Origin of the sequence: Kitasatospora sp. NPDC097605 (assembly GCF_040302725.1) — a bacterium.
Classification (GTDB): Bacteria; Actinomycetota; Actinomycetes; order Streptomycetales; family Streptomycetaceae; genus Kitasatospora.
Genome location: NZ_JBEOSF010000007.1, coordinates 180,508 through 193,105 on the forward strand (window position 1 = coordinate 180,508; position 12,598 = coordinate 193,105).

Below are 12,598 nucleotides of genomic sequence, written 5' to 3' on the forward strand. Positions count from 1 at the left end.
CCTTAGCGACTCGCGCCGACGCCTCCGGGGCGCAGGGGCCGCCGCCCGGCCCGGCGGAGGTCAGTGGGTGCGGTCGCCGGGCAGCGGGCCGGTGCGGCGGGCGGCGCGCAGGTACAGCACGGCCGACGCCGCGTACACCACGGCCACGCCCAGGACGACCGGCACCGAGCGCCCGGAGAGCGGCAGCACCAGCGCGGTCACCAGCGCGGCGGCCACGAAGGCGACGTTGAAGAGCACGTCGTAGATGGCGAAGATCCGGCCGCGGTAGTCGTCCTCGACCGACTCCTGCACCACGGTGTCGGCGCAGATCTTGGTGCCCTGGGTGACCACGCCGAGCAGCAGCGCGGCGATCAGGCAGGGCACCAGGCTGAAGGTGAGGCCGAGCGCGGGCACGAAGAGCACCGGAGCGGCCAGGCAGAGCGTCATCCAGCCGGCCAGCCCGAGCCGTCGGCTGCACCAGGGGCTGATCACCGCGGCGATGAAGAACCCGGCGGCGGAGAGGCCGACCGCCTGTCCCAGGGTGGCCAGGCCTCCCGCGCTGTCGGCGGGGTCGTTGAAGGTGTACCGGGCGAGCATCACCACGACCACGATCAGCACGCCGTAGCAGAACCGGGCCGCGGTCACGGCGGCCAGCGCGTGCGCCGCCGGGCGGCGGTCGCGCACCAGGTGGGTGACGGCCGCCCGCAGTTCGCGGGCGGCCTGGGCCAGCGCCTGGCCGAGCGCGGGGCGGTCCGGGTGGTGCGCGGGGCCGAGCAGGTCGCGGTCCATCCGCAGCGCCGCCAGCGCGGCGGAGAGGTAGAGCAGCGCCGCGAGCGAGACCAGGGCGGCGTCGGCCTCCGGGCCGGGGGACATCAACTGGTGCAGCAGGAAGCCCAGCCCGCCGCCGCAGGCGGCCGCGACGGTGCCCAGGGTGGGGGAGAGGGCGTTGGCGGTGACCAGTTGCTCACCGCGGACCACCCGGGGCAGGGCCGCCGACAGTCCGGCCAGGATGAACCGGTTGAGCGCGGTGACCAGCAGCGCGGAGGCGAAGAAGAGCCAGGTCGGCGCCTGGAGCAGGAGGAGGGCGCCGGTGACCAGGCCGAGTCCGAAGCGGGCCAGGTTGCCCAGGTAGAGCACCTGGCGGCGGCGCCAGCGGTCCAGCAGGACGCCGGCGAAGGGGCCGATCACGGAGAACGGCAGCAGCATCACGGCCAGCACCGAGGCGATGTCGGCGGGCGAGGACTGCTTCTCCGGGGAGAAGACGACGTAGGCGGCGAGGGAGACCTGGAAGACGCCGTCGGAGAGCTGGGACAGCACCCGGGCGGTCAGCAGCCGGCGGAAGTCGCGGCCGCGGAGCAGGTCGAGGAGCGTGGCGCGGTGCGCGGCCCGGTGGGTACTGCCGTTCTCGGTGATCGCCACGTGCCCAGAGTGCCATGGAACCGGCCGGTGTTTCACGTGAAACATCCGGCCGGTGCGGGAACGGGCCCACGGTCGTCGACCGTGGGCCCGTCCGGTGCCCGAGCGGGATCGGGCTCAGTGCCCGAAGGTGCTCAGGTTCAGCGCTCGACCTCGCCGCGGATGAACTTCTCGACGTTCTCGCGGGCCTCGTCGTCGAAGTACTGGACCGGCGGGGACTTCATGAAGTACGAGGAGGCGGAGAGGATCGGGCCGCCGATGCCGCGGTCCTTGGCGATCTTCGCGGCGCGCACGGCGTCGATGATGACACCGGCGGAGTTCGGGGAGTCCCAGACCTCGAGCTTGTACTCCAGGTTCAGCGGGACGTCGCCGAACGCGCGGCCCTCGAGGCGGACGTAGGCCCACTTGCGGTCGTCCAGCCAGGCCACGTAGTCCGACGGGCCGATGTGGACGTTGTTGGAGCCCAGCTCGCGGTCGCGGATCTGCGAGGTGACGGCCTGGGTCTTGGAGATCTTCTTGGACTCCAGGCGCTCGCGCTCGAGCATGTTCTTGAAGTCCATGTTGCCGCCGACGTTCAGCTGCATGGTGCGCTCGAGGATGACACCGCGGTCCTCGAACAGCTTGGCCATCACGCGGTGCGTGATGGTGGCGCCGACCTGGGACTTGATGTCGTCACCGACGATCGGCACGCCGGCCTCGGTGAACTTGTCCGCCCACTCCTTGGTGCCGGCGATGAACACCGGGAGGGCGTTCACGAAGGCGACCTTGGCGTCGATGGCGCACTGGGCGTAGAACTTGGCGGCCTGCTCGGAACCGACCGGCAGGTAGCAGACCAGGACGTCGACCTGGGCGTCCTTGAGGGCCTGGACGACGTCGACCGGGGCCTCGTCGGACTCCTCGATGGTCTCCCGGTAGTACTTGCCGAGACCGTCGAAGGTGTGGCCGCGCTGGACGGTGACGCCGGTCGGCGGCACGTCGCAGATCTTGATGGTGTTGTTCTCGGACGCCGTGATGGCGTGCGCGAGGTCCTGGCCGACCTTCTTGGCGTCGACGTCGAAGGCGGCGACGAACTCCACGTCACGGACGTGGTAGTCACCGAACTGGACGTGCATCAGCCCGGGGACCTTGCCGGCCGGGTCGGCGTCCTTGTAGTACTCGACACCCTGCACCAGCGACGTGGCGCAGTTGCCCACACCCACGATGGCTACGCGAACCGAACCCATTCCGGTTGCTCCCTGTGATCTCATGAGCGCCGCCGGGGGTCGGCGGGACTCGTCCTGCTTCTTCGATGACTGCTGACGGGCGCGTGACGCGCCCACTCCTGCCGCGCGGCACAGGGCTGACGCGGTGTCAGCGCTCCTGGGAGGAGCGCCCCGGGCGGTCGTACGGTGGCCCGGGCGGGTCCGCGGACCCGTCCTCCTGGCCTCGGCCGTCCGAAGTCTTGGGTGTTGCGGGGCCGGTCGCGCCGGCCGACGGGCCGGTCCGGCCGGTGCGGTTGGCCCGCTCGGTCTCGATCAGCTCGTTGAGCCAGCGGACCTCGCGCTCCACCGACTCCAGTCCGTGCCGCTGCAGCTCGACGGTGTAGTCGTCGAACCGCTCGCGGGCGCGGGCGAGCGAGTTGCGCATCCGCTCCAGGCGCTCCTCCAGCCGGCTGCGGCGGCCTTCCAGCACGCGCATCCGCACGGCCCGGTCGGTCTGGCCGAAGAAGGCGAAGTGCACGCCGAAGTGCTCGTCCTCCCAGGCGTCCGGGCCGGAGTCGGCGAGCAGTTCCTCGAACCGCTGCTTGCCCTCGGCGGAGAGCCGGTAGACGATCTTGGACCGCTTGCCGTTGAGCGCGGTGGCCGGGACGTACTCGACGTCCGGGTTGTCCTCGACCAGGAAGCCCTGGGCCACCAGGCTCTTCAGGCAGGGATAGAGCGTCCCGTAGGAGAACGCGCGGAACGAGCCGAGCAGGACGTTGAGCCGCTTGCGCAGCTCGTAGCCGTGCATCGGGGCGTCGTGGAGCAGTCCGAGAACGGCGAACTCCAGCACTCCTGAGCGCCTGCCCACTGCCGTCGTCCTCCTTTCCCCGGCCGGTCCGCGACCCGCCTCGCTCGGCGGTATGCCGTTCCGATGTATCGGCTCGATATATCGAGAACGATAAGCCTGGGTCCTCGAACGGGCAAGAGGGGCACGCGTGAATGTGATCACAAGGCGACGCGCGGGTGTGCTTGGCAACGGGCGTGTAATGATCTGCTGCCGTTTTGCGGTTATTGGCGATTGATGCCCGATTAGTTCGGTTTCCCGGCTGCGTACGCTGTCGCGTGTGCACGAGGACCACCTCCGGGGTTAGGGCGGTTGCGGGCATCGGACGTGGACCCTGCCTTCAGGCTCGACCGGCCTGGCGAGGAGTAGCTGGAACATGAGCGAACGACGGCGCAGGTCGCCAGGTGGCGACGGTCGTCCCCCGGGCGGAGACAGCGGGCGGCCGGCGGGTGCCGGGCGCGACGAAATCGGTTCGGAGGGCCTCGGCCGGCGCAGACCCCAGGGCGGGCGGGACACCGCGCAGCAGCCCCGGATGACCCGCGCCGAGATGCGCAAGGCGGCCCAGAAGGGCGGCCGGCGCGGCGGGGCGGCGGCCGGTGGCGCCGCGGCGGCCGGCCGGAGCGCCGGTCCGGGCAAGAAGCGGTTCATCGACTACCCGCGCTTCGGCAAGCAGGGCCTCCGCCGCTGGCTGCCGTCCTGGCGGCAGTGGCTGAGCGCGGTGCTGCTCTTCGTCGCGGCCTGCGTCGGCGGGATCTTCTTCGTCTACCAGACGACCGAGATCCCCAAGCTGAACGCCCTGGTGGACGACCAGAACAACATCTACTACTGGGCCGACAACACCGAGATGGTCCGCAAGGGCGAGACCAACCGGCAGATCGTCGAGCTCGCCGACATCTCGCCCAACCTGCAGAACGCGGTCATCGCGGCGGAGAACGCGACCTTCCGCACCGACAGCGGCATCGACCCCAAGGGCATGATGCGCGCCGTCGTCAACATGGCCAAGGGCGGCGAGACCCAGGGCGCCTCGACGATCACCCAGCAGTACGTGAAGAACGCCTACCTGACGCAGGAGCAGACCCTCTCCCGCAAGGTGAAGGAGTTCTTCATCACCCTGAAGGTGAATCAGGAGTTCAAGAAGGAGGAGATCCTCAAGGGCTACCTGAACACCAGCTGGTTCGGCCGCGGCGCGACCGGCGCCCAGGCCGCCGCCCAGGCGTACTACGGCGTCAACGCCAAGGACCTCGACCTGTGCCAGAGCGCCATGCTGGCCGGCCTGCTCAAGGGCGCGTCGTACTACGACCCGACGATCAAGGCCAACCAGGCCCGCGCCGAGGAGCGCTGGGCGTGGATCCTCGACCGGATGGTGGAGACCAAGAACACCACCCCCGAGGAACGGGCGAAGTGCACCACCTTCCCCCAGCCGATCAAGCAGATCCCGCCGGCCAACATGAACGGCCAGATCAGCTACCTGGTGGAGACCGCCAACAAGTACGTCATGGCCACGGACCCGTCGATCGACCAGCGGGCGATCGACAAGGGCGGCTTCAAGATCTACACGACCTTCCAGAAGGACAAGGTCGAGGCCCTGAAGAAGTCCGTGGACGAGATCAGGGCCGAGCAGCTCAACCCGCAGAAGCGCCCGGAGACCGACAACTTCGTCCAGTTCGGCGCGGCCAGCGTGGTCCCCAACGACGGTGCGATCGTCGCCATCTACGGCGGTGACGGCGTGGAGAACGGCCACCACGACAACAACGCCAACGCCCAGGGCGTCCAGGTCGGCTCGACCTTCAAGCCGTTCGTGCTGGCCGCCGCCATGCAGCTCGGCGTGCAGACCGCGACCGACGACAAGGGCAAGCCGAAGCGGATCAACGCCGACAGCCGCTACCTCTCCGACGACATGGCGGAGATCCGCAAGCCGGACGGCTCCCTGGTGATCGGCGACGACGGCAAGCCCTACCGCCAGCCGAACGAGGAGAAGGGCAAGCGCGGCTACGTCTCGTTGCGGATGGCCATGCAGTACTCCTACAACGTGCCCTTCGTCCAGCTGAACCAGGATGTCGGCGGGCAGAACGTCATGCAGATCGCCGAGGCGGTGGGCATCCGCAAGGAGAACATCGAGAAGGAGGCGAAGACCACCACCTTCCCGCTCGGCGTCTCCACCATCAGCCCGATCCGGATGGCCGACGCCTACGCGACCTTCGCCGCCAGCGGCAAGCAGGCCGACCCGTACTCGGTCACCAAGGTCCTGCTGGACGGCAAGGAGCGGCCCGGCTTCGGCAAGCACGAGACCAAGCAGGCGCTGGAGCCGGCCGTCGCCGACAACATCACCGACGTGCTGGTGAACGTGGCGAAGAACGGTACCGGTAAGAAGACCAACACCCTGGGCCGCCCGGTGGCCGGCAAGACCGGTACCACCGACGAGAGCATGTCGGCCTGGTGGGTCGGCTACACCCCGCAGCTGGCCACCAGCGTGGCGATGTGGCGTGAGGACCCGGCCCACCCGGGGCGGCTCACGCTGAAGGGCACCAGCGGCAAGGACGCGCTGCACGGTGGTGACGTCCCGGCGGACATCTTCACCCGGTACATGAAGCTCGCGCTCGCCAACGAGAAGAAGCTGGACTTCCCGACCCCGCAGCCGATCGGCTCGCAGGTCGACTCCTCGGGCGCGCCCAGCACGGCGAGCGCCGTGCCGACGCCCACCGCGACCGAGACCGCGCCCACCGCCCCGGCGGACCCGAACGCCGGGCAGCCGACCGAGCCCGTGGCCACCCAGCCGGCCTGCGTCCCCGGCGTCGACTGCCCGGGCACCGTGCCCACCGCACCGGTGCCGACCAAGACCAACCCGAACACCGGCGGCGGCAGCGGCGGAGGCACCGGTGGCGGTGGTACCGGCGGTGGTACCGGCGGTGGCGACACCGGCGGCGGTACCGGCGGCGGAGGCACCGGCGGCGGCGGCACCGGCGGCTCGGGCGGCACCACCCCCTCCCCGACCTGTCTGCTCGGCCCGATCGGCTGCGCCACCCAGACTCCGCCCCCGGCGACCGGCGAACCGGGCGGCGGGGCCGGCGGTGGAACGGGCGGCTCGACCCCCAAGCCGACGAAGCCGGCCACCTCGCCACCGGCGACCAACGGCGGTCCCGGGGGCGCGGCGGCGCCGTAACCGGCGGTCCACCACCGGACGGCCCGCTTCCAGGAGCGGCCGCACGGATCTGCCACGATCTGCCGGTCCGACCGAGCACGCAGGACATCCGGGAGCCCCGGCCGAATCACCGGCCGGGGCTCCCGGGCGTCCGGGCGTCCGGGTGTCCGGGCGGACGCCTTCCGATCGCGGGCATGCCCGCCGCGGAGGCCGAGCACCGGCGTGTCCTGATCGCCCGGAACGCCGGGGCGCTCGACCGGACCGGGGCGGCCGAGGAGCGGGAGACGGGGGTCGCCCGGCCGGTGCCGGCGCGGGGCCGGCGGGTGCGTCCGCCGTTTCGCCGTATTCGGAGCGATTCGTGCCGGTACCCCGCCGCCCGTCGGGCCGGGCGGTGCCGTCGGGCCGGGGAAAAGGGGCAGGGGCCTCCTCGTACGGGCGGCCGGGGTGCGGCAGGATGTCCGCCATGACGTCCAGCGTTCGTGACGAAGAGGCCCCTGCCGCACCGGCCGCCGGTCCGCAGGCCAACACCGTGGTGGTGCCGGCGGACGAGGATCCGGTCGCGGCGGCCGGCAGCGAGCTGATCGGCGGTCCGCCCGGACGGCGCGCGCTGCTCGGCGTCTCCTGGTGGATCCCGGCGCGCTTCCTGGCGCTGCTGGTGATCGTGGTCTCGGTGCTGGGCATGGCGCAGAAGCTGCCCTGCTACAACGCCGCCTGGTTCCAGCCCGGTTCGCCGCAGTACGTGCACGCCTGCTACAGCGACATCCCGCACCTCTTCTCCGGGCGCGGCTTCGCGGCCGGCCTGCACCCGTACGTGGACCGGATCCCGGGCTCCACCGGGGACCTCCAGTTCCTCGAGTACCCGGTGCTGACCGGCCTGTTCATGCAGATCGCGGCCTGGCTGACGCCCGGCGGCGGCGCCCTGCAGGACCAGGAGCGGTGGTTCTGGACGATCAACGCGGGCCTGCTGATGGCCTGCGCGGTGGTCGCCGTGGTCGCGCTCTCCCGCACCCACCGGCGGCGCCCCTGGGACGCGCTGATGTTCGCCCTGGCGCCGGCCCTGCTGCTCAACGCCACCGTCAACTGGGACCTGCTGGCCGTCGCGCTGGCCGCCGTCGCGCTGGCCTGGTGGTCCGGCTCGCGACCGGTCTGGGCCGGGGTGTTCATCGGCCTGGCCACCGCGGCCAAGCTCTACCCGGTGCTGCTGCTCGGCCCGCTGCTGGTGCTCTGCTGGCGGGCCGGCCGCCGGCGCGACCTGCGCGCGCTGCTCGGCGGCGCCGTCGGGGCCTGGCTGCTGGTCAACCTGCCGATCATGATGGCCAACTGGCAGGGCTGGTCGACCTTCTACGTCTTCAGCAAGCACCGCACCGAGGACTACGGCTCGCTGTGGCTGGTCCTCATGCAGAACCGGGGCGTGGGGCTGGCGAACCTCGACACCTTCATCGCCGTCCTGATGCTGCTGAGCTGCGCGGGGATAGCGTGGCTCGGCCTCGCGGCGCCCCGCCGGCCCCGGGTGGCCCAGCTGGCCTTCCTGGTGGTGGCCGCGTTCGTGGTGTTCAACAAGGTGTACTCGCCGCAGTACGTGCTCTGGCTGCTGCCGCTCGCGGTGCTGGCCCGGCCGCGCTGGCGGGACTTCCTGATCTGGCAGGCCTGCGAGGTGCTCTACACCCTGGGCATCTGGTCCCACCTGGGCTTCGTCACCGGGGCCAAGCAGCACGGCATCGGCGAGTCCTGGTACCACTTCGCGATCGTGCTGCACCTGCTCGGCACGCTCTACCTGGTCGGCATGGTGGTCCGGGACATCCTGCTGCCGGACCGCGACCCGGTGCGCTGGGACGGCAGCGACGACCCGTCCGGCGGGGTGCTCGACGGCGCCCCGGACGTCTTCGTGCTCGGCGGCGCCCGCCGGCTGCGCGAGGAGGAGAGCTACGCCGGGTACGCGCCGGCCGGCCCCGAGGCGTGGCTCGACGAGCCGCCCGCCGCGGAACCGGCCGTGAAGGACTGACCGGACCCGGCCGCTAGCGGTCCACCACGCGGTCGAAGTGCGTGGTGGTGTGCCGCACCTGCAGGCCGAGCTCGTCGCCGACCGCCGGCGGCTCGGCCTCGTTGTCCAGGAAGAGCAGCGAGACCTGCATGTGCGGCGGCTCGGCGAACCAGAGCTGCTTGCCGGCCCAGTGGTACGGCGACTTCGTCTTGTTGACGGTCGCCAGGCCGGCCCGGGCGATGCCCTTGGCGCGCGAGGACATGCCCTGCACGTACTTGGGCGCCTCCAGGCCGATGCCGTGCGCGGTGCCGCCGGCGACCACCAGCAGGTGGCCGTCGGACGGCGCCGGGTGCTGGCGGTAGCCGTAGCGGTCGCCCTTGCGCACCGGGGTGACGTCCAGCACCGTCGCCCGGACCTCCAGCGCACCGTGGTCGCCCAGCCAGAGCCGGGTGCCGATCCGGGCCCGGAAGACGGTGTCCGGGAAGCGCTGGGCCAGCTGCTCCATGCCCGCCGCGCCGAGGTGGCTGACGAACACGGTGTGCACCGGGACGCCGGCGGCCCGGGCGGTCTCCACCCAGTACGCGACCTCCTCGACCGGGCTGGAGCCGTCCGGGCGGTCCATCGGCAGGTGCAGCGCGAGGCCCTCGAAGGCGACGCCCTCCAGCTCGGCGGCGACCGTCGTGAGGTCGGCCGCCGAGACGCCGTGCCGGCGCATGGTGGTCATGCACTCCACCACCACCCGGGCGCCGTGCAGCGCCCGCAGGCCGTCCACGCTCGCCACCGTCCGGATCACCCGGGCGTGCGGCAGCGGCAGTGCCTCCTCGCCCACCCGGTAGGGGGTGAGCACCAGCAGTTCGCCGCCGTACCACTCGGCCGCGTCGGCGGCCTCGTAGGCGGTGCCCACCGCCAGCACCCCGGTGCCGAGGAGGGTCGCCTCCTCGGCCAGCCGGTGGTTGCCCAAGCCGTAGCCGTTGCCCTTCGCCACCGGCACCAGGCCGGGGAACTCGGCCAGGACGGAGCGCTGGTGGGTGCGCCAGCGTTCGGTGTCGAGGTAGAGCGACAGCGTCATCGGGTCATCTCCCAGGGGGTGTTGGGCACGGCTGCTCGGTGGCTCGGAGCGGGCTGCTCAGCGGCGCGACATGTAGAGGTCGAGGGCCTTGTGCAGCAGCTTGTTGAGCGGGAAGTCCCACTCGCCGAGGTACTCGGCGGCCTGGCCGCCGGTGCCGACCTTGAACTGGATCAGGCCGAACAGGTGGTCGTTCTCGTCCAGCGTGTCGGAGATGCCGCGCAGGTCGTAGACCCCGCCGCCCAGGGCGTAGGAGTCGCGCATCATCCGCCACTGGATCGCGTTCGACGGCTTGACCTCGCGCTTGTGGTTGGCCGAGGCGCCGTAGGAGTACCAGACGTGCTCGCCGACGACCAGCATCGTGGTCGCGGCCAGCGGCTCGCCCTCGTGGTAGGCGATGTACAGCCGCATCCGGTTCGGGTCCTCGGCGGTGAGCGCCTTCCACATGCGCTGGAAGTAGGCCAGCGGACGCGGGGTGAACTTGTCGCGCTCGGCGGTCACCAGGTAGAGCTGGTGGAAGACCGGCAGCTCGTCGTAGCCGCCCTGGACCACCTCGACGCCGCTCTTCTCGGCCTTCTTGATGTTGCGGCGCCAGAGCTGGTTGAAGCCCTTCTGGATGTCGTCCAGCGAGCGGTTGGCCAGCGGCACCTGGAAGACGTAGCGCGGCTGGACGTCGCCGAAGCCGGCGCCGCCGTCCTCGCCCTGCAGCCAGCCGGCCTTGCGCAGCCGGTCGGCGACCTCGAAGGCGCGCGGCTCGTACCAGTCGGCCTCGACGTCGCGCAGGCGCTTGGCCTGCTTGGCGGCGATGGCCTCCTTGATGGTCGGGGCGTTCCAGCGGCGGATGACCACCGGCGGGCCCATCTTCACCGAGAAGGCGCCCTGGGACTTCAGGTGCGCCAGCATCGGCTGCAGCCAGCGGTCGAGGTCGCGGTCGAACCAGTCGATCACCGGGCCCTCGGGCAGGTAGGCCAGGTAGCGCTTGAGCTTGGGCAGCTGCCGGTAGAGCACCAGGCCGGCGCCGACGAGCTGGTTGGCCTCGTCGAACCAGCCGATCGACTCGGAGCGCCACTCGGCCTTCACGTCGCCCCAGGACGGCACCTGCATGTGGCTCGCCGAGGCGCGGCTCCTGATGAAGGCGAGGTGCTCCTCGCGGGTGATCGTCCTCAGGCGCAGGCTCATGCTCGGTGCTCCTCGTCGGTCGGGCTGCGGTGGGCCCCGTCTTCTCGGGGTGACCCTATCGTCCGGGGTCCCGTCGGCCTCGGGCACGGCGGCGCCCCCGCCGCGTACCCGTCCGTCTGAAGACAAGTACGCCACGGGGGCGCCCGGGGTTCCTCGGGAGGTGTGGGGCTAACCCCACAGTCCGCCGCGTGCGATGCCGAGGTAGAAGCCGATCGCCGAGGCACCGAGCGTGATCATCAGGACGAAGCGCTCGGCCGTGGTGACGGAGACGTACATCCCGAGCAGGCCGGTGACGATCCCGAACAGGCCGGTCCACGAGGTCAGCAGATGCAGGTTGTGGAAGAACGACGTGATGAAGGAGATCGCGCCCAGGACGGCGGTGAGGCCGACCAGGGTGTTCTCCCGCGGGTGCGGGTGTCCGTCGGTGTTCAGGGTGAGGGCGGGCATGCGGTGGACGGTCTGGGCCATGAGTCCCACCTCCGGAGTGGAGACGAACGGGCGGGAAACCCGTTCCGTCCAGATTGCGGCGGTTGGGCGGGTCTCACAACCCCTATGCGTTTTGTTCGTCCGTCCGGGTGCGGGTAGGGTGTGTCGTCTGCACTGGTGTAGTTGTGCCCCCCTCTGCCCTCTTCCGAGGTGAACGGGGACGGGCACTGTCGGACCCGGCCGCTACGGTGGCCGTGTCGTCACTGCTCCGGTGCCGACGCTGCACAACCCTCCTGCCACGGAGAGACCGTGGCCGCTGAGTCCAAAGGAGGTGGGTTACTCATGCGTCACTACGAGGTGATGGTGATCCTCGACCCCTCGGTCGAGGAGCGCGCCGTTTCCCCCCTGATCGAGAGCTTCATGGCTGTCGTCCGCAACGCGGGTGGCAAGGTCGAGAAGATCGACACCTGGGGTCGCCGCCGTCTGGCCTACGAGATCAACAAGCAGTCCGAGGGCATCTACTCGGTCATCGACCTGCAGGCCACGCCTGAGGTCGTCAAGGAGCTCGACCGCCAGATGGGCCTGAGCGAGTCGGTTCTGCGGACCAAGGTCCTGCGCCCGGACACCCACTGAGCCACCTCTGAGGCCTTCGGGTCTCGGGTAGCTCGCGACCGCTGTTTCACGTGAAACAGCGGTGAACGGACATCTTCCCGAGAGGTCATCACCACCATGGCAGGCGAGACCGTCATCACCCTCGTCGGCAATCTCGTCGACGACCCCGAGCTGCGCTTCACCCCGTCGGGGGCGGCGGTCGCGAAGTTCCGCATCGCGTCCACTCCCCGCACCTTCGACCGCCAGACCAACGAGTGGAAGGACGGCGAGAGCCTCTTCCTCACGTGCAACGTCTGGCGGCAGCCGGCGGAGAACGTCGCCGAGTCGCTCCAGCGCGGCATGCGCGTCATCGTGCAGGGCCGACTGCGCCAGCGGTCTTACGAGACCAAGGAAGGCGAGAAGCGGACGGTCTTCGAGGTCGAGGTCGACGAGGTCGGTCCGAGCCTGCGCTCGGCGACCGCGAAGGTCACCCGGGCCAACCGGTCCGGCGGCCCCCAGGGCGGCGGCTTCGGCGGCGGCCCGCAGGGTGGCGGCCAGGGCGGTGGCTGGGGCGGCGGCAGTGGCGGCCAGCAGGGCGGCGGCTGGGGTGGAAACTCCGGCGGCCAGTCCGGCCCCTCCGACGACCCCTGGGCGTCCAGCGCTCCCTCTGGTGGCAACCAGGGTGGCGGCGGCTGGGGTGCCCCGTCCGGTGGCGGCTTCTCGGAAGAGCCTCCGTTCTAAGAGCTGACAGATTTCGTGCGGCCTGGCCGCGGGCGTCGCGAGACGCCCGCCCGGC

The 12,598-nt window shown here is 71.0% G+C and carries 10 protein-coding genes; 4 read left to right on the forward strand and 6 right to left on the reverse strand.

Going from position 1 to position 12,598, the window contains the following annotated elements; all coding sequences use genetic code 11:
• Nucleotides 1–60: 60 nt before the first annotated feature.
• The 3 genes from ABTX81_RS11110 to ABTX81_RS11120 all read right to left on the reverse strand — a co-directional run bounded on the left by ABTX81_RS11110 (nucleotide 61) and on the right by ABTX81_RS11120 (nucleotide 3,444).
• Nucleotides 61–1,398 (reverse strand): MFS transporter, encoded by a 1,338-nt coding sequence (locus ABTX81_RS11110; protein ID WP_350543124.1) that lies wholly within the window; start codon nucleotides 1,396–1,398, stop codon nucleotides 61–63.
• A gap of 137 nt (nucleotides 1,399–1,535) precedes the next feature.
• Nucleotides 1,536–2,618 (reverse strand): inositol-3-phosphate synthase, encoded by a 1,083-nt coding sequence (locus ABTX81_RS11115; RefSeq protein ID WP_350543126.1) that lies wholly within the window; start codon nucleotides 2,616–2,618, stop codon nucleotides 1,536–1,538.
• Between the two features lie 127 nt (nucleotides 2,619–2,745).
• The gene (locus ABTX81_RS11120; RefSeq protein ID WP_350543128.1) at nucleotides 2,746–3,444 is read right to left on the reverse strand and encodes a PadR family transcriptional regulator; all 699 of its coding nucleotides are present in this window, start codon (nucleotides 3,442–3,444) and stop codon (nucleotides 2,746–2,748) included.
• Between the two features lie 508 nt (nucleotides 3,445–3,952).
• Between ABTX81_RS11120 and ABTX81_RS11125 the strand changes: the two genes are divergently transcribed.
• Together ABTX81_RS11125 and ABTX81_RS11130 are read left to right on the forward strand one after the other, a co-directional pair.
• Complete coding sequence (locus ABTX81_RS11125; protein ID WP_350543130.1) at nucleotides 3,953–6,580, forward strand: transglycosylase domain-containing protein; 2,628 nt, start codon at nucleotides 3,953–3,955, stop codon at nucleotides 6,578–6,580.
• Nucleotides 6,581–7,022: 442 nt separating this feature from the next.
• Entirely contained in the window at nucleotides 7,023–8,561 is a 1,539-nt protein-coding gene (locus ABTX81_RS11130) for a glycosyltransferase family 87 protein (RefSeq protein ID WP_350543132.1), read from the forward strand.
• A 13-nt stretch (nucleotides 8,562–8,574) separates the two neighbouring features.
• Here the strand turns inward: ABTX81_RS11130 and ABTX81_RS11135 are convergent, their stop codons facing one another.
• From ABTX81_RS11135 to ABTX81_RS11145, 3 genes are all read right to left on the reverse strand, one after another.
• On the reverse strand, nucleotides 8,575–9,609 hold the full coding sequence (locus ABTX81_RS11135) for an alanine racemase (RefSeq protein ID WP_350543134.1): 1,035 nt from the start codon (nucleotides 9,607–9,609) through the stop codon (nucleotides 8,575–8,577).
• Nucleotides 9,610–9,666: 57 nt separating this feature from the next.
• Nucleotides 9,667–10,785, reverse strand: a complete 1,119-nt coding sequence (locus ABTX81_RS11140; RefSeq protein ID WP_344329973.1) for a lipid II:glycine glycyltransferase FemX — start codon at nucleotides 10,783–10,785, stop codon at nucleotides 9,667–9,669.
• A gap of 168 nt (nucleotides 10,786–10,953) precedes the next feature.
• Nucleotides 10,954–11,253 (reverse strand): hypothetical protein, encoded by a 300-nt coding sequence (locus ABTX81_RS11145; RefSeq protein ID WP_350543136.1) that lies wholly within the window; start codon nucleotides 11,251–11,253, stop codon nucleotides 10,954–10,956.
• 300 nt (nucleotides 11,254–11,553) lie between these two features.
• Here ABTX81_RS11145 and rpsF point away from each other — a divergent pair, with 300 nt between their 5' ends.
• Together rpsF and ABTX81_RS11155 are read left to right on the forward strand one after the other, a co-directional pair.
• Nucleotides 11,554–11,844, forward strand: coding sequence for a 30S ribosomal protein S6 (rpsF, locus tag ABTX81_RS11150; RefSeq protein WP_344329953.1), 291 nt, complete (start codon nucleotides 11,554–11,556; stop codon nucleotides 11,842–11,844).
• Between the two features lie 96 nt (nucleotides 11,845–11,940).
• The gene (locus ABTX81_RS11155; protein WP_350543138.1) at nucleotides 11,941–12,543 is read left to right on the forward strand and encodes a single-stranded DNA-binding protein; all 603 of its coding nucleotides are present in this window, start codon (nucleotides 11,941–11,943) and stop codon (nucleotides 12,541–12,543) included.
• The last annotated feature ends 55 nt before the right edge of the window (nucleotides 12,544–12,598 follow it).